Origin of the sequence: Streptomyces sp. NRRL F-5122, assembly GCF_001507435.1 — a bacterium.
GTDB lineage: Bacteria > Actinomycetota > Actinomycetes > Streptomycetales > Streptomycetaceae > Streptomyces > Streptomyces lannensis.
On sequence record NZ_LMWH01000242.1, the window covers coordinates 17,357 to 40,440 of the forward strand.

Consider the following 23,084-nt stretch of genomic DNA (forward strand, 5'->3'; position numbering starts at 1 on the left):
TACCGATGTCGAGCGTTGACCGGCTACGTACAGGCGACCGCTGGGAGGCAGGACCGGTACTGTTCGGGTCCCTTGCCGCGCTGAGCAGTCCTCACACCGGATAAGCGGCGGCCCGGCGGGCTGAGCGGAGTGCACCTGCCCACCAGGCCAGCTGATTGAGCATGGTCTTGGCGTACCCCGGGGCTTCCGGGTCGAGCGGACGGCCGTCGTGCCAGGCGGCGAAGTAGTTCGGGAACGCGAGACCGTCGCGGATGGTGAATTGCTGACGAGTGGAACCGGACTGCTCGACAGCGAGACTCCGAACCTCACGCGCTATGTCTTCACCGACCCCCGCGCCCGTACGTTCTTCGCCGACTGGAACGACGTCGCAGACGAGCAGGCATTCGACCTGTGGCTTGGACCATCTGTCGAGAACTCCGAGTGGCTCACCACAGAGCTCGCAGCCACCGCAGGTCCCGACTTCACCAGGCGCATGAACCGTCACGTGGTTCCCGAACGCGGAGTCCTCCGACTCAATCATCCCTCCGGCTGCGAGCTTCAACTGACCCGCGAGACGCTTGAGATCTCCGCGGATGCACAGCAACTGGTCGTCTTCCTTCCTGCGGAGGACAAGACAGTTCAGGCCGTCAATGAACTCCGCCTCCGGCCTCGCGTCCGACTCCGTGCCATCTCGCAACCTCAGTAGGCCCGTCACCTCGAGGGCGGCGATCGCAACACCCTGGTCGGCGCGTAGGTGAGTTCTCCATCTTCACCTGTTAGCGGAGGTGCGCGAGGGCCGGGCTTCGCTGCTGACGTGCGGCCAAGCCGTCCCCTGGTGTGCGTACCGCTCTGGCCCTGGCCCACAGCGCAGTGGGCGGACTGCACCATCCCTGAGACCCGGTCACAGGTCTCAACCCGCCGTGCGGGCAGCCAGCAGCGCAACGGTCTCGTCCCACAGTTCCTTCTGCACACGAGGATCACGCCCGGCCTCCGGACACTCCAGCGGCCGGGCGTCGCGCACGGAGAAGTAGCCGCCGCTGGCATGTGCGAACGCGGTTTCGGTAGCCAGCCGGACGATGATGCCGGCGCCCTTGCGCGGGTCACCGATGCGCAGTGCGTTCAAGACGCGCTGCAAGACCTTGGCACCAGGCAGATCACGTCCCAGTCCGGTGGCATTGAAGCCGGGGTCGCAGCAGTTGACGGTGACCTCGCCGGGATCCAGGCGCCGGGCCAGTTCCTGCGTCCACATGATGGTCATCAGCTTGGTCCGCCCGTACAAGGGCAGCGACTCCCGGCGGGTGTAGGCGTCGACGTTGAGTAGGTCCTCGGCCGGTGCGATCGTCGTTACCTGTCGGGACGCCTCGGAGGCCACGTTGACAATTCGAGCCGGTGCTGACGCAGCAAGCCTACTGGTCAGGGCCTGGGTCAGCACAAATGCTCCCAGGTAGTTGACCGCGGTCATCTGCGCGAAGCCCTCGGCGGTTGTGCGCTGGGAGAAGGCGTGCAGCCCGGCGTTGTTGACCAGTACGTCCAACCGTGGGTATTTCGCGGCGATCTCCTCGCCAACCCGGTGAGCGTGCGACACCAGGCCGAGGTCCGCGTGGAAGACATCGATCGGTGCGTCACCGGCCACCGGCTTCAGTTCGTCCACGAGCGCGTCGGCCCTGGTGCGGGAACGGGCCGCCACCCCGATCCGGTAGCCGCGTCGGGCCAGATCGAGGGCAGCGATACGGCCCAGGCCTGACGTGGCTCCTGTGATCACAGCAATGGGACGGTCCATCACTCGCTCCATTCATGAGGTACCTCACTATTTTCTGTGGGAGGATACCCGACACAATGAGCGACCACGAAGCGAACACCACCGACAACGACCCTGAGCAGGTGGGACTGTCCTTCCTCACCATCGCCTACGGTGTACGGGAAGAAGTTGACCGGCGCATGATGTCGACCGCGGGACTGTCTCTGTCCCGCACCAAGGTCCTACAGGTGCTGGACGCCCGCGGCGCTCTGCATCAGGCCCAGCTCGCCGATGCCCTCGGCCAGGCGCCGCGCTCCGTCACCCAGATCGTAGAAGCGCTCGAACGCATCGGCCTGGTCACTCGCACCGAGGACGCCGATGACCGGCGCCGCAAGACCGTGTCTCTGACGAAAAAGGGCCGCACGACGCTGGAGGCAGCGGAACAAGCAGGAGCGCATACCCTGCGTCAACTCTTCGGCTCACTCAGCCCGCAGCAACTGACAAGCCTGAGCGGGCTGCTTGCCCACCTCAACACGGCACTCGCGTACTAGGGGGAACGGGCAAGTCGAAGATGCCTCGGCGCTCGCCTGCGGGATTCGTAAGCCGATCAATCCGCTGCCGAACAAGAATTGTCCGAACTGGGAGGTGGAATGGCCTGCCCTGATGGACAAGGTGCGACCGGATGCGGTTCTGCTCAGCGTCCAGTGGGATGTGGCCGAGCAGCAGATCGACGCCGGTGGGAAGCAGGTGACGATTCGCGACGACGAGGCCCGGAGGAGGTTTGCGACAAATCTTGACCGAGCCATGGATCCTCTCCAAAGGAAGGACTCCGGTCTACGTCTCGGGGTCCGCCTTTCCGCATGTCAAGGGCTCGGTTGCGGTCCTGCTGTCCGGGATCTCCCTGGAATTCAGTAAGAAGTATCCGGGAGTCCATTACTTGGATATCTTTCATCAGTTCTGCAATGACTTGAATCAGTGCCCGAAGGTTATTTCCGGAATTCCCGTTTACGGCACTGACGTGCACTGCACAAGGAAACCAAAGTGCGCCTGGGGAATTGGATTCTCAATTCGATGTTTCATCGCGCGCGGCATGCGTGAGACATCCACGCAGCACGCTTGCATGATCTGCCGAACTTCCTTGACCGCGGCGGCGTTTCGCCCCTCGCGTGCTGGAACGGGTTCGGCCCGGCGGACCGGTGCTGCGGATCTTGCGTAACAGGCCCATGAGTCCCTCCGCGGCGCACCTGCGGCAGCGGGGAGGCAGCCGTCTCCCCGCTGCCGCAGAGCGCTGTCGCGCTACGGGAAGACGGTCGCCGATCGAGGGTCGTCGTTACTACGGCCGTTTTCCTTCGTGCTGCGCGGCCTGCAGATCGGCGAGGAGTTCGGCCTGGCCGCTCAGCACCCCGGACAGGATGGTGCGGGCCACCCGCAGCAACTCGGCCACGTGCGGGCTGGTAAGCGAGTAGTACACCGTCGAGCCCTCTTTGCGGTTTTTGACCAGGTTCGCGCGCCGCAGCACGGCTAGCTGCTGTGAGAGGTGCGCCGGCTCGATGCCCACCTCGGGGAGCATCTCCGCGACCGCGTGCTCGCGCTCGCTCAGCAGCTCCAGGACCCGGATGCGGGCCGGGTGGCCGAGGGTTTTGAAGAACTCGGCCTTCAGCTGGTACAGCGGTGTGCTCACCGTGCCATCCCCTCACCCCGGAAGCAGCGCGGCGCCATCAGCCGGGCCTCCGCACATCGCATCCACCCATTCGTCAAGAACATGCGGCCCATCCTCGCCTGCGGCACCGGCCAGGCCGAATCCGCACCAGGAAGAGGGCCGCCACATCCAGCCGCGATGACCTTGATAGTTGCCAATATTAGCAATTACTGGTCATGTGAGGAGGGTTGCGAGCGGATCATTCCGCTCTGCTGCGCTGCGCTGCGCTGCGCTGCGCTGCGTTGCGTTGCGCCGACGTCGCCGGGCTCAAAAGCTCCGCCTGCCGCCTCAAGTGCCGCCCTGCCGCCGTCGGCGCGGACGGCCGGCGCCCTCGCGGCGGCGAGCCCCGCATGCTGAGCTGTCCTTCGGCGGTCGGTCCACCCAGGGCATCCGCGACGCCGACCGGTGCCGACCACCGCGTCGCGTGAGGGAGGAGCGCGGTGACGGGTGACTGAAATGCCTGGTCCGCGGCCGGTCCGTTGTGAGTGAAGGGCGAGTGGGGCGGACCGGCTCGTCAGGACGGCAGACCGCCTGGTCGCTGTCGACGTGCTGAACTTCAAGACGGCGGTAAGCGTCGCAGTCGAGAAGGGCACCCGGGCCGAGGCATACGCCGACGGACATAATGCCGAGGTTCTCCTCGACTGTGCAGCGCCCGTCGATGGTCATGAGGACGGCTTCTGCGACGGCGGTCGCTCTCGGACGTGCTGATCGGTCAGAGGGGAAGGGTGATCCAAATGCTTTTGCCCCGGCCGTCGGCATCCGCACGCACCACCGCGGTGCCGCCCAGGGCGAGGACGAGCTCCATGACGGTGGCCAGGCCGCCGCCCGCCGCACCGGTGACCGCTCCGTACAGCGGGGGCTGGTAGGGATGGCGGTCGTGGACGGCAATGGCCAGGCAGTCCGGGCTTGCCGCGTAGATCACCGTGACCTGCGGGGACAACGACGCGGCGTGCCTGACGCTGTTGGTGACCAGCTCGCTGAGGATCAGCAGGGCCGGGTCCACGGTGGGGTGGCGCAGTCCGATCCTCCACTCGACCAGTGCCTGCTGCGCCGTCTCGCGGGCAATCCGCACGGCCGACGGCTCGGTGGGCAGGGTGAGTACATGCCAGTAGGGCAGGGCTTCCAACTGCGTGGACACGTTTCACGCCTCCGCACGGGTAGGACGGAAACCGGTGACGGTCTTGGGATGCAGGCATAGCAGGGTGTCGTGCCGGCCGTGCCTCCGGCCCGACAGGGCACGCCGGTAGTCGGTGGCATCAGCGGGGTCTGTGATCACCTCGGCCGGTACGGCGACGGTGACCGTCCAGCCGCCGGCGGGCACGGTGCGGATCTCCTCCACGTGGTGGGGCACCGTCGCGGCCGGGGCCAACGCGCGCACGATCAGACGGCCGTACCCCCACACATGCCTCGCCCGGCGCACCATGGTCCGATCCCGCTGCACGCACAGCAGCCGCGCCGGGGTGCTGCGCTCCAGCAGCCATGGGGCCGCTGCGCCGGAGAAGTCGACCACGCGCAGGATGTAGCGGAAAGTGCTCATCGCAGGCCTTCCTCGCTGGAGAGTGGGGACTGCTGGTGGGCGGGGAGGGCGGGGAGGACTCCGGCCGTCTCCAGGTGGTGGCGCGCGGCCCGGATCGCATCGGGGGTGGTGGCGTACTCCTGGCTGTCGTGGCGCAGCAACTCCAGGGCGCCGACGGAGTCGAGGACCTGGCGCTGACCCGCGCGTATGCCGGAGGCCAGAACGAGGATGCCGCGACGGTGCAGCTTCTGAACTGCGTCCTTGAGGACCAGGGCACCGGTGGCGTCCATCGTCGACACGCGGGACATGCGCAGGATGACGACGCGGACATCGGCGACCTCGGTCAGCTCCAGCAGGAAGCGGTGGGCGGCGGCGAAGAACAGCGGCCCGTCGATGCGATAGGCGACGATGTGCTCGGCCAGCAACGCGTGCTCCTCCACACTGTGGTTGCCCCGGTCCAGTGGTACCTGGTCGAAGCGGGCTTGCTTGGCCACGGCGCGCAGGGCGAGGCCGCCCGCGACGACCAAGCCGATGATCACGGCATACACGAGGTCCAGGGCCAGCGTCGCCAGCGCGGTCAGGGCAAGGATCAGAGCATCCGAGCGGGTGGCCTTCGCCATGGCCTTCAGTGAGCCGACCTCGACCATCCGGATCGCAGTGGCCAACAGGACGCCGGCGAGCGCGGCGAGCGGGATCTTCGAGACCAGGGGCGCCGCCGCAAAGACGATGATCGCGAGGACGGCGGCATGGGTGAGGGAAGCGAGCCGGGAGCCGGCGCCCGTGCGGACGTTGACCGCGGTGCGGGCGATCGCGCCGGTCGCCGGGACTCCACCGAACAGCGGGGCGGCGATGTTCGCCAGACCCTGTCCGAACAACTCCCGGTCCGGGTCGTGCTGCTGGCCGACCGTCATGCCGTCGGCAACCGATGCGGACAGCAGAGACTCCAGAGCGGCCAGGGCGGCGACCGCCACCGCAGGGGCGAGCAAGGTGCCGAGCGAGCCGAGGTCGAGGAAGGACAGCGATGGCAGGGGCAGCCCGGATGGCAGGTCGCCGATCGGCTTCGCGGCGTCCAGGCGGGCCGACTGCGCCACGACCGTGGCGGCGATCACGGCCAGGATGGAGAAGGGAACGGTCGGCCGCCATCTGGCCCCGACCAGCATGACCACTGCCACCGTGACCGCGAAGCCGAGCGCCGTCCAGTTCGGGGACGTGGCGAACTCCTCAACCGCCCGCCAGGTCACCACCAACACCCGGTCGCCCTCAGGCTTGGGCACGCCCAGCGCGTTCGGGACCTGCTGCAGACCGATCACGCAGGCGATACCGAGGGTGAAGCCCTCCACCACGGGGGCCGGGATGTACCGCATGTAACGGCCGGCCCTGAGCACAGCGAGTGCGACGAGCAGGACGCCCGCCATCAGGCCGACCGTGAGGACGCCCGTTGGCCCGTACTCGCCCACGATGGGGACGAGTACGACCGTCATGGCGCCGGTCGGGCCCGACACCTGCAGATTGGAACCGCCGAACACAGCGGCGATCGCCCCCGCGACCACGGCGGTCGCCAGGCCCGCCTCGGCGCCCAGCCCGGAGGAGACGCCGAAGCCGAGCGCGAGCGGCAGCGCGACGATCGCCACGGTGAGACCGGCCAGCAGGTCCCGACGTGGATCACGGCGCACCTCCGTGAGGTCGGTGCGACCGGGCAGCAACGCCGCCACTCGGGCCCGTACATGGCTGAACATGGTGCTCATCGGGCGGCGACCTCGGATTTCCGCAGTTGGGCCAGCAGTTCGCCCCGCCCGGCCAGCATCTCGGTCAGGATCCGCCGCGCGGCCCGCATCAGGTCGGCCACATCGCCGCCGGCCAACTCGTAGACCACGGTCGAGCCCTCCCGCACCGACGTGACGATCCCCGAGCGACGCAACACCGCCAGTTGCTGCGACAGGGCGGAGGGCTCCACCTCGATCGCATTCAGCAGCTCCCGCACCGGCATGGGCCCGTCCTGCAGCAGCTCCAGCACCCGAATCCGTACGGGATGTCCCAGCATCCGGAAGAACTCGGCCTTGGCCTGGTACAGCGGAACGGACATGACCTCTCGGCCTCCCCTACAAGCCCCACCCGGGGCAGACACAAAGGGCTGTGCCCGCGGCTACCTGCGAGCACAGCCAAGACAGCATCTAACCAATTGCGAAATTTTGCAATTCAGCATTCGCCTGCTGCCCGGTCTTCCCGCCGCGAACCGGCCGGGCGGGCGTCCGGCCGGCCTGGTCGACGACGTCGCCGATCTGCTCTACCCGCTTCGTGGACAACTCGTCAGGTGACCGGAAGCGACAGGTGCGCCGACATGCTGATGGTCCAGCCAGTGCTGCGACCGGAAATGATCACCGGGTGGTGCTGACCGGTCTCAGCGTTGCTGGTAATGCGGTTCGGGCCCATGTATTTGGCGCTGTCGGTCCACAGCTTCCGGGCCGGCTGGTCGCTGCGGTTCAGCTGCGCACTTCAGCCAGGCACTCGTCGTACAGGTCCATGATGTTGCCCTTGCCGCCGTTGCCGACCCATGTCATCGATGCGGCATCCAGGCACGCGAACGCCGTCGCGATCACCGCGCGGGCCCTCGGATCCGTACTGCCGGAACCGGTGCCCATACGCGCTTCGATGAACGGCAGCAGGTCCTCCTGGAACCGCAGTCGCTTTTCGAGCCAACCGGCACGCAGAGAAGCGGTGTTGTGCAGAAGGCGAAACCGTTCCAGGGCCTGTTCGCGGCTGTCGTGCAAGGCCAGTACGGCAGCGATCCCTGCGCGCAAGGTCTCCCAGACGTCGGCTTCCGGGGGCTGTTCGCTGATCGTGTCCGTCAGGACCTGCCCGAACCGGCCCTGGTCGCCGCCCAGAAGGTCCTCCTTGGTGCCGAAGTAGCGGAAGAGGGTGCGCTGGGAGACGCCGGCCTCCTGGGCGATCTGGGCGATGGTCGTCTCGTCGTAGCCCTGCTCGGTGAACAGGCGCAGAGCCGTCTCGAGGATCTCCTGGGAGGCCAGCTGCCGTGTCCGGTCCCACAGCGTGGTCGACCCGCCCGTTGCCTTCTTGGCTACCTGCTTCATGCCACCAGGTTAGCCCAGCACTGCCAGTCTGGCAGTAGCATCACACTTGGCAGTCGCTGCCAAACCATCGTACGCTGACAAAAGGTGGTCGTTGCAGCACAGCCCGCCGCTCCACGGCCCGGAACGCTCGCCGACCACCCCCACCTCCCGGAGCACACAAAGGAACGCATCATGTCTGCACCTGCGGCTTTGATCACCGGTGGAACCAGCGGCATCGGCCAGACGACCGCCGAACTGCTCCACTCCCGCGGCTACCGCGTCATGGTCACCGGCGTCGGTAATGTCGCCAACGCGGGGCTTCCCGAAGACGTCGTGGTCGTCCGGGCCGACGCACGGTCCCTGCCGGACATTGACCATGCGATTGACCAGGCACGCGAACAATTCGGCTCCCTCGACCTGCTCTTCCTCAACGCGGGCATCTCCCGTCCCGGCTCGATCGACTCAACCGACGAAGACGCCTTCGATGCGCTGTTCGACATCAACGTCAAGGGCAACTTCTTCACCCTGCAAAAGGCGCTCCCGCTCCTCAACGAAGGTGCCTCGGTCGTGTTTACCGTCGGCGCCGGTGAAGGGGTCGGAGCCGCCATGACAGCCGCCAAGGGCGCTCTGGTGCCCCTCGTACGGTCCCTCGCGCTCGAACTCGCTCCCCGCCGCATCCGCGTCAACGCCGTCAGCCCAGGACTGATCAACACCCCCGCCTACAGCAAGATGGGTGTCTCCCAGGAGATGATCGACTCCTGGGCTCGGGGGGTTCCGCTCGGCCGTGTCGGCGCTGCCGCCGACATCGCCGAAGCCGTGGCCTTCCTCGCCTCGGACGCCGCCGGCTACATCACCGGCGACAACCTCATCGTCTCTGGAGGCGTCGGTGTTCACGCCCGTCCTTGACGAGCAGATCCGCACTCGGCTCTGACCGGGAACAGTCAACGGGTCCGGCGATCAGGCCGGGGCCAGGGCGAGCCGCCCGCCCAGCAGCGCACAGGGCCCTCCCTAGAGGCGGCCCGCCTCCACGATCCGGCGCAGGAACCGCTGGGTGTGCTCCTGCTGTGGGGCGCCGAACAGCTCCTGGGCCGTGCCGTGTTCCAGGATCACCCCGTCCTTGAGGAAGCACACCTGGTCGGCGACGTCCCGGGCGAAGCTCATCTCGTGCGTGGCCAGCACCATGGTCATGCCGTCGTCCTTGAGGTCCCGGACGACGGAGAGGACCTCACCGACCAGTTCCGGGTCGAGCGCGGCCGTGATCTCGTCGAGGAGCAGCACCCTGGGGCGCACGGCCAACGCCCTGACGATGGCGGCGCGTTGCTGCTGACCGCCGCTCAACCGGTCAGGGAACTCGACTGCCTTGGCGCCGAGCCCGAGCCGGTCGAGCAGCTCGCGGGCGTGCTCCTCCGCCTCCGACCGGCCCACCTTGTGTACACGGCGCGGGGCCAAGGTGATGTTGTCGAGCACGCTCATGTGCGGGAAGAGGTTGTAGGCCTGGAAGACAACCCCGATCCGGCGTCGCACCGCGTCCTGGTCGACGCGCGGATCGGTGATCTCCTGCTCGTCCAGCCAGATCGCGCCGTCGTCGATCTCCTCGAGCAGGTTCGCGCACCGCAGCAGCGTCGACTTGCCGGAGCCGGAGGCCCCGATGAGCGCGGTCACGGTGTGGGGGGCGACGGCAAGGTTCACGTCGCGCAGGACGACCGTGCCACCGAAGGTCTTGCGGACGGACTCCATTCGCAGGACGGGGGCGGCGTCCGCTCCGGGCCGGATGTCGCTCACAGCGTGCCTCCTTGGGCCCGGCGGCGGTCCATCCGGGCGGTGACCCAGTCGGTGAAGCGGGTCATCGGGATGGTCAGCGCCACGAAGACGAGCCCCGCAATGATGTAGGGGGTGTAGTTGAGACTGCGGCCCACGATGATGTCGGCGGCGCGCACGGCGTCCACCGCCCCGCCGATCGACACCAGACCCGTGTCCTTCTGGAGGGACACCAGATCATTGAGGAGCGGCGGCACCTGCCGGCGCACGGCCTGGGGAAGCACCACATGGCGCAGGGCCTGCCGCTTGGTCAGTCCCAGTGAGCGGGCGGCGGCGCGCTGCGAGGGGTGGACGGACTCGATGCCGGCGCGGAAGACCTCGGCGACATATGCGGAGTAGGTCAGCGTGAGCGCCGTACCGCCCAGCAGCACCGGGTCCACGGTCACGCCCTGCAGACGTAGCGCCGGCACACCCAGAACCACGATCATCAAATTGATGATCAGCGGCAGCCCGCGGAAGAAGTCCGTGTAGGCGGCGGCCAGCACCCGCAGCGGGAAGAACACCGGGCCCTTCAGCGTGCGGGCCACGGCGATCAGCATGCCGAGGACGAGGACGGCGGCGCCGCACACCAGCAGCAGCCGGACGTTGAGCCACAGCCCCTCGAGGACCTTCGGCAACGCCTCACGCGCGTACTGCCCGTTGAAAAACGTCTCCTTGGTACGCGGCCATCCCGGTGCGCCGACGACGATCAGATACAGGACGACGGCGGTGACGAGGGTGGAGAGCGCGGCGATCGCGGTGGCGCGGCGGGCGCGGGCACGCTTGTAGGCCTCGCGCTCGATCCGCCGCTGCGAGGGGACGTAACCGTCGTCCCCGCGGGGCGTGCCGGGGTCGTCGCCCGAGCCGTCCTGCCCGGACTCCTCCTTGACGACCGTCACTTGAGTACCGGAGCGTCGACGGCGTCGGACAGCCACTCCTGCTCGATCTTCGCGAGCGTGCCGTCCTCGCGCAGGCTGTCCACGGCCTTTGTCACGCAGGAAGTCAGCGCGCTGCCCTTGTCGAGGACGAGGCCGAACTGCTCGGGCGTACCGCCCTCGTTCTCGAACTGTCCGACGATCTTGGCGTCGGTCACCTCGGCCGCGGTGATGTAAAAGGCGGTCGGCAGGTCGACCACGATCGCGTCGACCTGACCGTTCTTCAGCGCGGACTTGGCCTGGTCGTTCTTGGCGTACACGGCCGGGTCCTGCTTCGGCTTCACCACGTCGTTGATGTAGTCGAGGCTGGTGGTGCCGACTTGGGCGCCCAGCTTCACGTTCTGCAGATCGGCGATACTTGTCGCCTTCGCCGCCTTGGAATCCTTCAGCGCGATGACAGCCTGCCGGACGTCGTAGTAGCCGGAGGAGAAGTCCACGGCCTTCTTACGCTCGTTGCTGATCGACACCTGGTTGATGTCGAAATCAAATGTCTTCTCGCCGGGAGCGAAGGCCTTGTTGAAGGGCACCGACTGCCAGACGACGGCGCTCTTGTCGTAGCCCAGTTGCTTCGCCACCGCGTAAGCGACCGCCGATTCGAAGCCCTTACCACTGGCAGGCTTGTCGTCCTTGAACCACGGCTCATAGGCGGGGGAGTCAGTGGCGATCGTCAGTTTTCCGGCGCTCTTCGTGACCAACTTGCCCTGGACACAGGTGGTTCCGGCGGCCCCCGAGGAGGAGGGGGCACCGGCCGCCTGGTCCTCCGGCTGCGGGGCGCAGCCCACAGCGAGGGCGAGCAGGACAGCAGCAGCGGCCGCGGGAGCAGTACGACGGATCGCGCGTAGGGCGAGGTGCATGGCGGGAGAGTGGCAGCGCACGCCCCCCTCTGTCGAGCCATATCGGGAACTGTCCGCATAGTGGGAACGGGTGTTGCAATGCTGTGAACAGCCTCCTTGAGACTGGAGGCCGCGCCTCTGCCCGAGAGCCGCTCCGCCCGCGGGGACGCTCGAAGGCCGTCGCATCGGCTGACGGGCAGTCCTCGACCGCCGGTGCGCCAGCGCGTCGTGCACAGCGCCCTTCCGGCCCCGTCCACCGCACAGGATCGCGTCCGGGACGCGCTCGGCCCGCCGAGCACAGTGCCGGGGGACGGGGGAGATCACCCGAGGGCTGACCGTGTTCCCGGCTCATCGATAGGTCGGGGAGGCGACCGCCCTCCTTGAGGCAGGCCCATCGCTGACCCCAAGTTACGACGGCCCGCGCGATCACTCCCTCGGGCCGGAGCGGGACCCGCCCGCCGCGCCGAGGAAGTTCGGCGGCGGGGCGGGAACATGCGCAAGGTGCCGGTGGTTATGGAAGTTGTGGTGGTGAAGGGGACAGTGTCCCCGGGCCTCACCTATTGCCCATGAGGACGATCGTTCGGCTGAAGCCTCATGGAGCCTTTCGCCGCGTAGGCGACCCCTCGTCACTGCCGGTGCATGACCGGCACGAGGCCCACCTGCTTGCCTGGGTGCGCACGCTCACGGCCATCTCGCCCCCGACCAGATCCACTTCACTTCGCTCGGGCTCACGCGCGAGGGCCAGCCGTGCGCGGTATCGAGCAGTTCGCACGGCCTGCTGCGCCTGCTGGGGCCGTTGCCGGCGAGGAAGGACCGACAGTCGGCCGAGCCGGACGACCGATGGGGGAGGGCGCACCGCCCGCATCCCTGCGAAGGAACTGCCTCTATTCGAAAGAACCGTCTCCATCGGGGCGGCCGCACCCGAGCGCCGGGGTGCGCCCTTACGCGTTCCGAGGTCTCAAGCCTTCCCCGCCGTCTTCAGAACGGAATCAAGGCCTCACGCCAAGGATGCCCCTGCGCCTGCACGGGTGAAACAACGACTCCAGCACTGCTCAGCCGCCGGGTCGGACGCCCGAACGGTGCGCCTGGTCACACGATGGCTATCAGCCGGCGCCGCAATCCGTCCTCTCCGGTTTCGTCGGCGCTTCCGGGGCGGGCGTACTGGCCCCGCAGGGACGCTGACCGCCTTCGTGTACTCCGGACTCACCACTGCTTCGCTGTGATGACCACCAAGCACAGCCCGAATCTGTGACAGGCCCTGCATCCCACGCCGCTCACGGAGAACTTCCAGACCACTCGGCCTCCTGTCGGCTACCCGGGCAATCCGAGAGACCGGAGCGCCGAGATGCGTCGCACTGCGACATTTTTGCCCTGAGTAGAGCACAAACGGCTGAGGACGAGTCGGCTCATCGGCCACTTGTCCCTCACTCGCCGCCGGACGGCGGACCCCGAGCTCTGCCCGCCAGGCGCGATCCCCGCCCCGTGGAGCGCCGAGCTTGCGTAAAGGATCGAGGACAGCTTCCGGCCGCCGCGTACCAGCCTCAGCCTGACGACCGATCATGAAGGCCGTACCACCGTCACCACCGGGATGCGAAGTTCATGGTCGGTGTTGCTGGCGGCCGGAGAGATCGTTGCAACGTGAAGTAGCTGGTCCAGCGGCGAGCAGCCAGGCCGGGGACCTCCCAAAGAGCTGAACCGAGGCAACGACCACGGGAATCTCGCCCGGGGAGGGCCGACTGCAGGCCTGATCACTGATCGGCGACAGGCACCCGCTCAGCCCCGCGGCTGTGGACCCCCCGGCCGCCGTGTGTCTACGAGGCGCCCGGCACACCCCGCTCGTACAACCGGATGTCCAGCAATAGCACCCTCTCGTCCAGGTCGCGGCCGTCCCGGACGCGCGAGGCGCACTGCAACAGGCGTTCGACGCGGAGTGCGCCGCAGTGGTCAATCAGAAAGACGGGCCGTCCGACCAGGGGCAAGCGCCGGCCGGGGCCACCGTCGTCAGTAGCACCTGGGCACCGTCGTATCCGCCCAGCGCCCGCGAAGAGCCACCGCAGACGTGTCACGCACCGGACTTCTCGGGCCGACGGACGAGAGCGCGCAGAAGATCGCCATCAAGACCAGCTGGTACACGATGACCGTGACCGCCGCTAGGCCCACGGTGATCGGAGACTGAGCGGTTTTGCCAGAAGGATGGCTTGATATCGAGCAGTGAGGCCGCCGCGTCCGGCCAGGCGCCGCGGCGCGAACGCGAGACGGCCGCCCGTACGATGATCGAGTGACGACCCGCCGCACCCTTGGTACCGGCCCCCAGGACGCGAACAACATCCGCGCCTCCGAGGCCGACCTTCTTGATGAGCTCCCCGGAGTCCGCCTTCCCGACGTCGACGAGCTGCGGGCCCGCGGAGTGCTCGGCGCCCCTCTGGTGACGTCCCCGAGCCCGCGCCGCGCTCTCGGGGACGGCGGCCGCTCGGTCGAGGAACCGTCCGGTTGATGCCGCTCAGCGCGAAGCGCTCGCGGCCGATGGCCGGACACGAAGGCCCGGCACCTTCCACGGGTGCCGGGCCTGTGCAGGAGCTGGGTCAGATGACCCGGATGTTCTCCGCCTGGGGGCCCTTCTGGCCCTGGGTGACGTCGAACTCCACGTGCTGGCCCTCCTGCAGCTCGCGGAAGCCCTGGGCGGCAATGTTGGAGTAGTGGGCGAAGACGTCCGGGCCGCCGCCCTCCTGCTCGATGAAGCCGAAGCCCTTCTCCGCGTTGAACCACTTCACAGTGCCCTTGGCCATGCCTATCTCCTTCAAGAGGGTTCGGGCCTGCACCTTGCGGGCCCGGAGGTGATCGCCCTGGTCCGGAGTGGGCTGCACAGCAAAAACGCCCGCGGGCAAGGTGTCCACGGGCGCACGACTTCGGAACCACGACTGCTCTAGGTACTACGCTAACGCCTTTGCTGGCGCACCGCTAACCGAAACGCTGCGAGACTCGTCAAGCGCCGATGCTGCTGCTGCCGCGGGCCATTGAAGGCGAGGACCTACTTGCGGCAAGTGTCCTATAAGCAGAAAGCGCCATCACGCTCGCGCCGGCCGCACTACGCCGCCCAGGCGCGCAGAGGCAGAGCTGGGCTGAACACGCGTGGCAGGCGAGACCTGCGCCAATCGCAGCCCCCCACGGCCGTGCAGAGCCCACCCTGTGCACCCCGGGCGCGCCCACCCCGCCTGGCCCAGCGAACCGACAATCCCGGCCGCTCCCGAGTCTTCGACCCTTTTGCCGTCAACGATTCTTGACCGGCCGCGTCGACCGTCCAACGGCGCCCCCGGCCCCTGGGCGCCGCCGGGGAGATCAAGACCCTCCGCGTCACGTCCGCCGTCATCCGTTTCGAGCGTTCCAAGGGGCACGGTCCTGACGTTTTCAGCCGCGCGCACCGCTGGTACAGCGCCGCCGCGACGCAGACGCTGGAACAGCGAGAGGTCGGGTGAAACCGCATGCACCGGCCGGGCACGCGGCCAACCAGCGGACAAGCCTGCCACCCGAAAGGATTACGGCCGTAGTGGACGCATTCTCTGTTGCTCCGCACGTGCCGCAACAATTCAGCATGGCGAGAGTTCATACGGCCCGCCTCGCCACGCTCACTCATCCGGCGGGTGGGCCAGGCGGAACAAAGCGCGGACGCGCAGTCACACGCCGTGAATACTGTCCGGCGAGCTGGCCTGGGCGCCGCACCAGGCGCGGTACGTCGCTGGGAGCGGGCGGGGGCGCCCGGCGGGCCTGGCCAGCGAGGCGAATCCGACCGATAGCGGATGCTCGTCCTCCCTCAAGGACCGGCAGCCGGCCGCGTGCGCGTGCAGCCCTGGCGGCACAGCCTTGTTGTCTTCTGCCAGCAGACTGCGCTCCTCGCGCCGTTCACGACTTCTGCAGGCATAGGCCTTTCACTGCGGGGAACCTGAGACCTGCTCAACGTCGCTCGGAGTGGGGAGCGGCGTTGGTGCCCTGCATGCAACCTGTGCCTCGCGGTGGCGTTCGCCCGCCCAGCGGGCCGTGCCTTTTTGGGAGAGGAGCCACCATGATCCTTCCGGTGGAGAAAGAACTGCGCGCTGTACTGGCCAGGTTTGCTCATGCGCGCATTGAGCACGACGTGCGCCCCACCGGTCGCACCAGCCGGGACCTCGAGGACGCCACATACACGCTGTGCGTAATGACCGGGACCCGCCCCGCCGAACAGGCGCTGCTCGCCGCAGAAACACTGCTGCATCAACTCGGTGCCGACCGTGAGGGCCCCACCCGAGAGGACGCGACACTGGCCGCGTAAGCCCAGACTCGCCGGACGACGTGTTTGAAGGCGTTCCTGGAGACCGTCTCGGTGTGGCGGTCCGGGTCATTGGCTCAGGTGAGTCAGGATCTCGCGGTTCACGGGGTAGAGGCGTTCGGGGAGCAGGAGTTGGCGCGCTGCGCTCAGGGCTCTGGCCTGTACGTGCACGGGGAAGGTGGGGTCGAGCCGCTGGTGTCGGCGATGGGGGAGATCGACTGGACGGTGAACCGCGACGGAGCGTTCGCATCCGAGTGGGGGCACGGCTTTGACGCGTTCCGACGCCTCAACCCTTGCCTACACACAGCTCACGCCGGCTTGCGCACCATGAACACGTCCACCGGATCCTCGGCCTGGAGGGCGAATCCGTGCCGCTGGTACAGCCGCCGGGCCGGACTGCCCTGCAGGACGTTCAGTCGGACCAGGGTGCCATCGCGGTCGCACTGCCGCAGCAGCCCGCTGAGTACGGCCGTACCGATGCCCCTGCCCTGCACGTGCGGAGCCAGGTAGAAGTGCTCGAGCCAATGGGCGTCCTCGGCCGGACGCAGCGACACGCAGCCGGCGAACACGCCGTCCACCTCGATCACCCAGGTATGCGCAGGCGTGAACCCGTCCCGCAGGCGCTGCCTCACTCGCTGCTCGTCGTACCGCCCGAGCCGTTCCAGATCGGCCCGCAGCACCACGGCGCGCAACTCGGCCACTACCTCGACGTCCGCCGCGGAAGCAGGCCGAACTTCCCAGTTCGTCATGATCACCAGGCTAGTGGCCTGACCGAGAAGGTCTATCGCGTTGACGGGTCACTCCTCCTCGGAGGCCTCGGACGCAAGTGCGAAGTGAGCAGCGGTGAGTTGGGGTGCGCGCGATGCATCGATGTCGAGCCGAATCTCGGTGCCGGTGTCCGTGGCATCAACGCCGGCCGAATTCCTCGGGCTGACCGAGGCGTTGCGACCGGACCCGGCAGCCGTCCAAGCACATGCCGCGGCGCACCCTCGCGCTGCCGCATCAGGCGACGTTCGCCCTCTCGACCGCCTTACCCGTCATGCCTCGGGAGGAGTCGGCCGGGCCGTCTCGGGGGTCGCCAAGGGATCGGCAAGATGGCTACGGTTGTGGTCATGGTCAGCGATGACGACGCTCTCTTGGCGGAGCAGATCGCGTATTACCGGGCCCGCGCACCCGAGTACGACCGGGTTTATGCCGGGCGTGAGGACCTGCGGGAGCTGCTGGCTCTGATCGACACTCTCCCAGTCACCGGAGACGTGTTGGAGCTGGCCTGCGGCACGGGCCGGTGGACGCAGGCGCTCGCCGCTCGAGCCCGCTCGGTGACCGCCGTCGACGCGGCCCCCGAAGTGTTGGCGATCGCGCGTGAGCAGACCGTGTCGCAAACGGTCCAGTTCATCCAGGCCGACGTGTTGGCCTGGCGACCGCCGCGTCGCTACGACACCGTGTTCTTCGCCTTCTGGCTCTCCCACGTCCCGCCGTCCCGGGTGCCCGACTTCTGGGACACTGTGGCCACCGCACTCACCCCGCATGGCAAAGCGATCTTCATCGACAACGGGCCCGCCGAGGCCGCTGGTGAGGAGGTTCTCGCAGACCAGTCCGCACCTGCGGTGCGGCGTCGACTTAATGACGGCAGCGAATACCGCATCGTCAAGGTCTTCCACGATGCTCGGACCCTCGCAGCCGACCTTGCCGCTTTGGGCTGGTCGGCCCGTGTCCAGCCGGTGGGCGACAACTTCATCGTCGGTCTCGCTGAGCCGTCGGCCGGCTCCGGCTGAGCCCTCGGCGGCGACTCTGAGGGCGGGTCCACAAGCCCGCCCATAGGTGTTCCACCATCCGCACGAACCGCTCAGCCTGGCTCACAAATGACGTGCACGGTGGGCTCCGGTCGCGCACTCAGGCGCCGGTTGCGGCCAGCGAGCCCGGGACCTGCATCGCTCATAAAATGACATCAAGGTGGTCGCGCTCGCGAACCCTGGAGAGCGCGTATGTCACTAGACATTGATTTCACAACCTTCTGCGACGCCGCGCCGAGCCCGTATCTGGTGCTGGACGAGGACCTGGTGATCCGCTATGCCAATCCGGCATGTCTGCAGATCACCGGGCGCACCAGGGAAGAGCTCATCGGGAAGTATTTCTTCGACGCGCTACCAGGAAACCCCGGCGCCCCCGGGAACGATGCAGACCACCTCAAGGCGTCACTGCTGAAAGCCCTGGACACCGGGAAGCCGGACATCCTGACGCTGCAGCGATACGACATCGCCGCCCCCGCCCAGCCGCACAAGTTCGAGGAGCGGTGGTGGTCCGTGGTCCATACTCCGATTCCCGGGCCGGACGGCAACGTGAGGTGGGTCGTCCAACGGGCCGACGATGTCACCGCCTTCGTCCACTCACCCAGGGCACGTCACCTCACCGAGCACGACAAGGGCATAGCCGCCGAGCTCTACGCGCGGGCGCGGGAGCTGCAGCGGTTGAACCAGGAGCTGCGCCAGGCCCATGCCCGTGAACGCCAGGTCGCCGTCACCTTGCAGGAAGCCATGCTCGATGACCCTGACCTGCTCCGATACGAAAACATCGCCGTGCGTTACCTGCCCGCGGCGACATCACTCAACGTGTGCGGCGACTGGTACGACATCGTCGACCTGCCGCCCGATCTCTACTCGGTGGCGGTCGGAGACGTCGTTGGCCATGGCCTGCAGGCCGCGGCCGTCATGGGCATGCTTCGCAGCGCCCTGAGCGCAGCCATCCGGGCCCTCCCCAGCCCAGCCCAGGCCCTGGAAATCCTTGGCTTGTACGCCCGCTCCATTGAAGGCGCGACGGCCGCAACCGCAGTGAAGGTACTCATCGACCCTCGCACCAGACTGATCATCTACAGCAACGCCGGGCACCCGCCACCCGTCCTGCTCCACCGCGACGGGACCTGCGAGCTGCTGGACCGGGCCACGGATCCGCCGCTCGGCGCCCGCCCGCATCATGTCCCCCGCCCGCAGGCCAGCATGTCCTACACCCAGGGGGACACGCTCGTGCTCTACACCGACGGGCTCATAGAGCGGCGCGACGAGGACATCGACACCGGCCTGGCCCATCTGACCAAAGCCCTGACCCAGGACGCCACCCTTGCCCCTGACCAGTTGGCCGACGCGCTGCTGGCCCGCCTCGGCGTCACCAAGGGCGCCAACGACGACATAGCCTTGGTTGTCGTTCGCCTATAACTTTGAGTTATGCAGCGCACGCGGTACGTCACTCGGCCGTGCCCGATCTGACGGCGAGTGGCCCGCAGACGCGATCTTCCCGGCCGGCGCTGGAGGATCCTTCCGGCGGGCGTGAGTTGGTCATCGAGTAATTCGATCTCATGACGGCGACACCCTAAGAGGACGTCCCCCTCAGGGGCCGGCGCGGGCGGTAGGTCTGGTGGAGGGTTTCGGGTGATCCAGCCCGGTCACGCAGCCGATTCCAGGACGGGGGCTACGGGAACTGATGGGGCTGACCGCTCGGCCCAGACGATCAGTGGCCGCAGGTCTCAGCCAGCGGTGGCCAGTTGTGACTGTGCAGCGGCAGAGCGTGTGCACCATGACGCATGGGGCATTGATCTGGAGCCGTCACTCATCACGGTCTGCGGACAACAACCGGCGCAAGTCCCGCGGAACACTCCCGGGGAGCTTCTACGGGCACGGCGACGCGCTCTCGCCTACCGCGTGTTTCGCTGCAGGTCACCGGGGGCTCCGTCGTCCCGATTCGGTAAGGACGAGTGTCAGGCGGCCCAGCCATTCACCGTCACCGGGGTACTCCCAGTTCTTGGCATCTGCCAGCAGGGCAGGAAGGTCTTGTCGCGGGACGGAAGGTCCGGGCTGAAGACCTTGAGCCCCATCGGGGGCGGTCCATGGAACGAGGTGGCATACCTCGATCCAACCTTTGTCGACGAGGGGCAGGAGGATGGCAGCAAGAACTGAGGGGCCTCCGGACACGAGCGGCTCGTCCAGATCGCCTCGGACGCCGGGAAGGATGTCGATCTCGGACGCGTTGATCATAAATGCGCGCTCTGCGGACGACAGTTCGTCTGTAGCGGGATACCCCATACGGAGATCATAAAGCTGCCACATGGCGGGCCATGCCTGGGCTGTCCGAGGCGAACCGGTTGACAGGCGATGACAACCACTCCTTGCATCCGCGCAGGTCCCAGGCGGCTCCAGTGGGCCGCCGCACGGGGGAATGCCGGGTCATCACCTCCAGGAAAACCGATCGTCAGTTGGGCGGGCAGGAGCGAAACCAAGACAGCACGAAGAAGCGGCGCTAAGGGAGCGCTAAAGGGCTGTTCCGCTTCTGTCGAACCTCCGCGTCGGCGCCCGGAGCGAACTCGGTCAGTAGCAGATGGCAGGCTTACGACGTGCTGATTGAGGGATACAAGGGCGGCCCGCTGGTCGCCGGCGAGCCACTTGTAGACCGTCCGGGCTTCTGGTCGAACTGTGGGGCCCGTGTTGCCGTGATGCGGGTGCTGAGCCGGAGTGGTTCGGCGACGACGGAGCCGATGTCGACGCCATGTCCGACCTGCTCATGGACCCGGAGCGGTGGCCGGTGTTCCGGATGCCGGTTGAGGGCGGGTACGAGGCCGTGGTGGTCTACCGCAATCTTGTCGGCGACTACGGAGTCGACTACTTGTTCACGCATCCGAGCTGGAGCAGTGCCCAGCAAATCGCCAGCTGGGATGGCGACTTGCATGGAGACACGCTGACGTGGCGTGAACTCATCCGCATCGTTGACAGTCCGAGCTCCATAGCTGAAGGGATCGAGGACCCAGCTGCCCGTCTCCTGTTGCTGCTTCCCTTGCTCACCGAGCACGCCCTATCGGACAAGGCAGCTGCGACGCTCACCGCCGCTCTGATCGTGGTAGGAGCCTCTCAGGACATCGCCCCGGCCACTGCACAGCATCTGCTTGAGCACTCAGCCGGGAGCGGATGGCACGACCCCACGTGGGGCTCGCCACTCAGTGGTAGCTCAGGCCCTCCTAGCCCTACCGTAGGCGGAGTCCTGGGGCGCCTGGGTATCACCTGAGAGCACTCGATTCGTTCCCCCACACCTCAAAGGGCGACTCGCCCATAGTGACGGCTCCGCCAAGGCCGGAGTAATTGCCCCCGAGTGTCGACGAGCGCGGCTCGTTTGTGACACTCGTCCCCATGACCAGCAGCAACGCCCTTGGCTTCACCCAGATCGTTGACCCGCACGAGATCACTGACGAGCTGAAGCAGACCCTCGTGGACTGCTGGACCGAGGTGAGCAATGCGGGTGGGGCGGCCGGGTTCCCCTTTCCGCCGGTGGATGCCGCAGAGGTCACCGCTGTCCTTGACCGCATCATCGAGAAGCTTGCCCCAACGACCAGCCGCCTTCTGATCGCCCTGGCCGACGGCACCGTCGCGGGCTGGCTGAACATCCGCTGCGATCCCCACCCGCCCGTCGCGCACTGGGGCACGATTCACCACGTGCAAACCCGTCTCGGCGTCCGGGGCCAGGGGATCGGCGCGGCATTGATGAGCCGGGTCCGTGAGGTCGCCCGCGACGAGATGGGCCTGGAGCAGCTGCACCTTGCCGCCCGCGGTGGTGTCGGTCTCGAAGAGTTCTATGGCCGACTCGGCTGGAAGGAGATCGGCAGGTGGCCCGGCGCTCTGCGGTTGGCCTCCGACGACGATCGCGATGAGGTCCTCATGTTGTTGTCGCCTTTGTGACAGCCAGCATCCTGATCTTGGCCCAGGTAGGGCACGACGACAGGGACAGCAAGGTTGTCATGCCGAGAGGGGCTGCGTGCGCTCGATGAGCTGTCCGCGTTCGAAGCGGGCTCCGGCGCGGACGACGGCGACGAGGTGAGGTGAGTTCACGGCCCGCCGGCGGGCCTGGGCGGACTCGACGAGCTTGAAGACCATGGCCAAGGCGGCGGCCGCGCTGCCGGCCCCTCGGGTGACCTTGGTCCGCAAGCGAACGGTGGCGAAGGTCGACTCAATCGGGTTCGTTGTGCGCAAGTGGATCCAGTGCTCGGCGGGAAAGTCGTAGAACGCCAGCAGTTCGTCGACGTCGTCGGTGATCTTCTTGACAGCCTTGGGGAATCGCGCCGTAGCTCTTGGCGAACGCGGCGACGGCCTTGAGCGCGTGGTCGCGGTCCTCGGCGTTGTAGATCTCCTGCAGGGCCTTCTTCGCGCCGGGCTGCGCGGACTTCGGCAGGGCGTTCGCAACGTTGGCGATCTTGTGAGCCCAGCACCTCTGATGCCGGGTCTCGGGGAAGACTTCGGCCAGGGCCTTCCAGAAGCCGAGTGCGCCGTCGCCGACCGCGAGCACAGGAGCTCGCATCCCGCGCCGCTGGCAGTCGCGCAGCAGGTCGGCCCAGGAGTCGGCGGACTCGCGGTAGCCATCGTTCATGGCGATCAGCTCTTTCGTGCCGTCCGCGCGGACGCCCATCAGCACCAGCACGCACGGCTTCGCCTCCCTCAGGCGTATGCGCGGGTGGATGCCGTCGGCCCAGACGTAGACGTAGTCGCTGGCGGACAGATCGCGCTCGCCGAACGCCTGGTGGTCGGCCTGCCACTGCTGAGTGAGGCGGGTGACCGTCGCCGGCGATAGCCCGGCCGTCGACCAGGAACTGCTCGAGTGCGGGCACGAAGTCGCCAGACGACAGGCCGTGGAGATAGAGCAGCGGCAGCACCTCGCTGATCTTCGGGGACTTGCGGCACCAAGGCGGCAGGATCGCGGAGGAGAACCGCTTGCGCTCGCCCGAGGCCTCGTCGACGCGCTTGTCGTTCACCCGTGGTGCCTTCACCTCCAGCGCCCCGGCCGCGGTCGTGACCTTCCTCGGCTGGTGATAGCCGTTGCGGACCACCAGGCGGCGCCCGTGCTCGTCGCGCTGGTCTACCAACTCAGCTATATACGCGTTAACTTCGGCTTGCAGGGCGGCGGCGAGCATCCGCCTCGCGCCCTCGCGGACGATGTCGTCGATCATGGAGCCGGTCTCGGTCGTTCCATCGGCATTTACTACGCTCAGCACGGGCGTGCCTTCCCGACCGACGGTGCAACGTCGGTCTACTCGATGACCAGAAGTCGATCACTCGGGAAGGTACGCCCTTTGCGCCCAACCCGAGGCCGATCCACGGTCATGAGCATTGCTCGTGGTGGAATCTGTAGCGCGGCTCATGTCCGTGTCTGATGTGGCCGTGCGTGGGTAGTCCGCCGGAACGACAGGTTC

General features: G+C 67.4%; 20 protein-coding genes and 3 pseudogenes. 9 read left to right on the top strand and 14 right to left on the bottom strand.

Features of this window, described 5'->3' with window-relative positions; genetic code table 11:
• Positions 1-91: 91 nt before the first annotated feature.
• A pseudogene (locus tag ADL25_RS50770) lies at positions 92-256 on the bottom strand (NADPH-dependent oxidoreductase); the annotation flags it as partial.
• On the opposite strand from ADL25_RS50770, the pseudogene ADL25_RS27180 reads away from it, so the two are divergent.
• Positions 257-685, top strand: a pseudogene (locus ADL25_RS27180) (transcriptional regulator); the annotation flags it as partial.
• 204 nt (positions 686-889) lie between these two features.
• Here ADL25_RS27180 and ADL25_RS27185 read toward each other — a convergent pair.
• Positions 890-1,759: an SDR family NAD(P)-dependent oxidoreductase gene (locus tag ADL25_RS27185; protein ID WP_059130468.1), complete on the bottom strand. Its 870-nt coding sequence runs from the start codon at positions 1,757-1,759 to the stop codon at positions 890-892.
• Between the two features lie 56 nt (positions 1,760-1,815).
• On the opposite strand from ADL25_RS27185, the gene ADL25_RS27190 reads away from it, so the two are divergent.
• Complete coding sequence (locus ADL25_RS27190; RefSeq protein ID WP_234381060.1) at positions 1,816-2,268, top strand: MarR family winged helix-turn-helix transcriptional regulator; 453 nt, start codon at positions 1,816-1,818, stop codon at positions 2,266-2,268.
• 782 nt (positions 2,269-3,050) lie between these two features.
• Here the strand turns inward: ADL25_RS27190 and ADL25_RS27195 are convergent.
• The 6 genes from ADL25_RS27195 to ADL25_RS27220 form a co-directional block, all read right to left on the bottom strand.
• Positions 3,051-3,398 carry an ArsR/SmtB family transcription factor gene (locus ADL25_RS27195; RefSeq protein ID WP_059130469.1) on the bottom strand — a complete coding sequence of 116 codons (348 nt, stop codon included), beginning with the start codon at positions 3,396-3,398 and terminating at the stop codon, positions 3,051-3,053.
• Between the two features lie 730 nt (positions 3,399-4,128).
• A complete protein-coding gene (locus ADL25_RS27200) occupies positions 4,129-4,554 on the bottom strand; it encodes an ATP-binding protein (protein ID WP_059130470.1) in 426 nt (141 codons plus the stop codon).
• Positions 4,555-4,557: 3 nt separating this feature from the next.
• Positions 4,558-4,953, bottom strand: coding sequence for a hypothetical protein (locus tag ADL25_RS27205; protein WP_059130471.1), 396 nt, complete (start codon positions 4,951-4,953; stop codon positions 4,558-4,560).
• Positions 4,950-6,677: a SulP family inorganic anion transporter gene (locus tag ADL25_RS27210; RefSeq protein ID WP_059130472.1), complete on the bottom strand. Its 1,728-nt coding sequence runs from the start codon at positions 6,675-6,677 to the stop codon at positions 4,950-4,952. The genes ADL25_RS27205 and ADL25_RS27210 overlap by 4 nt, the downstream gene beginning before the upstream one ends.
• On the bottom strand, positions 6,674-7,015 hold the full coding sequence (locus ADL25_RS27215; protein ID WP_059130473.1) for an ArsR/SmtB family transcription factor: 342 nt from the start codon (positions 7,013-7,015) through the stop codon (positions 6,674-6,676). The genes ADL25_RS27210 and ADL25_RS27215 overlap by 4 nt, the downstream gene beginning before the upstream one ends.
• A 397-nt stretch (positions 7,016-7,412) precedes the next feature.
• On the bottom strand, positions 7,413-8,021 hold the full coding sequence (locus ADL25_RS27220; protein WP_059130474.1) for a TetR/AcrR family transcriptional regulator: 609 nt from the start codon (positions 8,019-8,021) through the stop codon (positions 7,413-7,415).
• Between the two features lie 171 nt (positions 8,022-8,192).
• On the opposite strand from ADL25_RS27220, the gene ADL25_RS27225 reads away from it, so the two are divergent.
• Complete coding sequence (locus ADL25_RS27225) at positions 8,193-8,906, top strand: SDR family oxidoreductase (RefSeq protein WP_059130475.1); 714 nt, start codon at positions 8,193-8,195, stop codon at positions 8,904-8,906.
• Between the two features lie 102 nt (positions 8,907-9,008).
• On the opposite strand, the gene ADL25_RS27230 is transcribed toward ADL25_RS27225, so the two are convergent.
• From ADL25_RS27230 to ADL25_RS27240, 3 genes are read right to left on the bottom strand one after another with little or no spacing between them, the layout of a single operon-like run.
• Positions 9,009-9,737 (bottom strand): amino acid ABC transporter ATP-binding protein, encoded by a 729-nt coding sequence (locus ADL25_RS27230; protein ID WP_059130541.1) that lies wholly within the window; start codon positions 9,735-9,737, stop codon positions 9,009-9,011.
• A gap of 41 nt (positions 9,738-9,778) precedes the next feature.
• On the bottom strand, positions 9,779-10,696 hold the full coding sequence (locus ADL25_RS27235) for an amino acid ABC transporter permease (protein WP_059130476.1): 918 nt from the start codon (positions 10,694-10,696) through the stop codon (positions 9,779-9,781).
• Positions 10,693-11,586, bottom strand: coding sequence for an ABC transporter substrate-binding protein (locus ADL25_RS27240; RefSeq protein WP_059130477.1), 894 nt, complete (start codon positions 11,584-11,586; stop codon positions 10,693-10,695). Before ADL25_RS27240 ends, ADL25_RS27235 begins: the two co-directional genes overlap by 4 nt.
• Positions 11,587-13,843: 2,257 nt before the next feature.
• Between ADL25_RS27240 and ADL25_RS27245 the strand changes: the two genes are divergently transcribed.
• Entirely contained in the window at positions 13,844-14,059 is a 216-nt protein-coding gene (locus ADL25_RS27245; protein WP_059130478.1) for a hypothetical protein, read from the top strand.
• 88 nt (positions 14,060-14,147) lie between these two features.
• On the opposite strand, the gene ADL25_RS27250 is transcribed toward ADL25_RS27245, so the two are convergent.
• Entirely contained in the window at positions 14,148-14,351 is a 204-nt protein-coding gene (locus ADL25_RS27250; RefSeq protein ID WP_059130479.1) for a cold-shock protein, read from the bottom strand.
• A gap of 1,271 nt (positions 14,352-15,622) precedes the next feature.
• Between ADL25_RS27250 and ADL25_RS27255 the strand changes: the two genes are divergently transcribed.
• On the top strand, positions 15,623-15,868 hold the full coding sequence (locus ADL25_RS27255) for a DUF5133 domain-containing protein (protein WP_059130480.1): 246 nt from the start codon (positions 15,623-15,625) through the stop codon (positions 15,866-15,868).
• A gap of 305 nt (positions 15,869-16,173) precedes the next feature.
• Here ADL25_RS27255 and ADL25_RS27260 read toward each other — a convergent pair whose 3' ends face one another.
• Positions 16,174-16,614, bottom strand: coding sequence for a GNAT family N-acetyltransferase (locus ADL25_RS27260; protein ID WP_059130542.1), 441 nt, complete (start codon positions 16,612-16,614; stop codon positions 16,174-16,176).
• A 363-nt stretch (positions 16,615-16,977) separates the two neighbouring features.
• Between ADL25_RS27260 and ADL25_RS27265 the strand changes: the two genes are divergently transcribed.
• From ADL25_RS27265 to ADL25_RS27280, 4 genes are all read left to right on the top strand, one after another.
• Complete coding sequence (locus ADL25_RS27265; RefSeq protein WP_059130543.1) at positions 16,978-17,640, top strand: class I SAM-dependent methyltransferase; 663 nt, start codon at positions 16,978-16,980, stop codon at positions 17,638-17,640.
• A gap of 210 nt (positions 17,641-17,850) precedes the next feature.
• Positions 17,851-19,074, top strand: coding sequence for a PP2C family protein-serine/threonine phosphatase (locus ADL25_RS27270; protein ID WP_059130481.1), 1,224 nt, complete (start codon positions 17,851-17,853; stop codon positions 19,072-19,074).
• 1,324 nt (positions 19,075-20,398) lie between these two features.
• Positions 20,399-20,911 carry a hypothetical protein gene (locus tag ADL25_RS27275; protein ID WP_234381061.1) on the top strand — a complete coding sequence of 171 codons (513 nt, stop codon included), beginning with the start codon at positions 20,399-20,401 and terminating at the stop codon, positions 20,909-20,911.
• Between the two features lie 122 nt (positions 20,912-21,033).
• The gene (locus ADL25_RS27280; protein WP_059130482.1) at positions 21,034-21,579 is read left to right on the top strand and encodes a GNAT family N-acetyltransferase; all 546 of its coding nucleotides are present in this window, start codon (positions 21,034-21,036) and stop codon (positions 21,577-21,579) included.
• 57 nt (positions 21,580-21,636) lie between these two features.
• Here ADL25_RS27280 and ADL25_RS27285 read toward each other — a convergent pair.
• Positions 21,637-22,886: pseudogene (locus ADL25_RS27285) on the bottom strand (IS256 family transposase).
• Positions 22,887-23,084 lie beyond the last annotated feature (198 nt).

Excerpts from the sequence above, each read along its gene's own strand:
- ADL25_RS27185 (WP_059130468.1), bottom strand. The coding sequence starts at position 1,759 with ATGGACCGTCCCATTGCTGTGATCACAGGAGCCACGTCAGGCCTGGGC.
- ADL25_RS27190 (WP_234381060.1), top strand. The coding sequence starts at position 1,816 with ATGAGCGACCACGAAGCGAACACCACCGACAACGACCCTGAGCAGGTG.
- ADL25_RS27205 (WP_059130471.1), bottom strand. The coding sequence starts at position 4,953 with ATGAGCACTTTCCGCTACATCCTGCGCGTGGTCGACTTCTCCGGCGCA.
- ADL25_RS27210 (WP_059130472.1), bottom strand. The coding sequence starts at position 6,677 with ATGAGCACCATGTTCAGCCATGTACGGGCCCGAGTGGCGGCGTTGCTG.
- ADL25_RS27215 (WP_059130473.1), bottom strand. The coding sequence starts at position 7,015 with ATGTCCGTTCCGCTGTACCAGGCCAAGGCCGAGTTCTTCCGGATGCTG.
- ADL25_RS27220 (WP_059130474.1), bottom strand. The coding sequence starts at position 8,021 with ATGAAGCAGGTAGCCAAGAAGGCAACGGGCGGGTCGACCACGCTGTGG.
- ADL25_RS27225 (WP_059130475.1), top strand. The coding sequence starts at position 8,193 with ATGTCTGCACCTGCGGCTTTGATCACCGGTGGAACCAGCGGCATCGGC.
- ADL25_RS27230 (WP_059130541.1), bottom strand. The coding sequence starts at position 9,737 with ATGGAGTCCGTCCGCAAGACCTTCGGTGGCACGGTCGTCCTGCGCGAC.
- ADL25_RS27240 (WP_059130477.1), bottom strand. The coding sequence starts at position 11,586 with ATGCACCTCGCCCTACGCGCGATCCGTCGTACTGCTCCCGCGGCCGCT.
- ADL25_RS27250 (WP_059130479.1), bottom strand. The coding sequence starts at position 14,351 with ATGGCCAAGGGCACTGTGAAGTGGTTCAACGCGGAGAAGGGCTTCGGC.
- ADL25_RS27255 (WP_059130480.1), top strand. The coding sequence starts at position 15,623 with ATGATCCTTCCGGTGGAGAAAGAACTGCGCGCTGTACTGGCCAGGTTT.
- ADL25_RS27260 (WP_059130542.1), bottom strand. The coding sequence starts at position 16,614 with ATGACGAACTGGGAAGTTCGGCCTGCTTCCGCGGCGGACGTCGAGGTA.
- ADL25_RS27265 (WP_059130543.1), top strand. The coding sequence starts at position 16,978 with ATGGTCAGCGATGACGACGCTCTCTTGGCGGAGCAGATCGCGTATTAC.
- ADL25_RS27270 (WP_059130481.1), top strand. The coding sequence starts at position 17,851 with ATGTCACTAGACATTGATTTCACAACCTTCTGCGACGCCGCGCCGAGC.
- ADL25_RS27275 (WP_234381061.1), top strand. The coding sequence starts at position 20,399 with ATGTCCGACCTGCTCATGGACCCGGAGCGGTGGCCGGTGTTCCGGATG.
- ADL25_RS27280 (WP_059130482.1), top strand. The coding sequence starts at position 21,034 with ATGACCAGCAGCAACGCCCTTGGCTTCACCCAGATCGTTGACCCGCAC.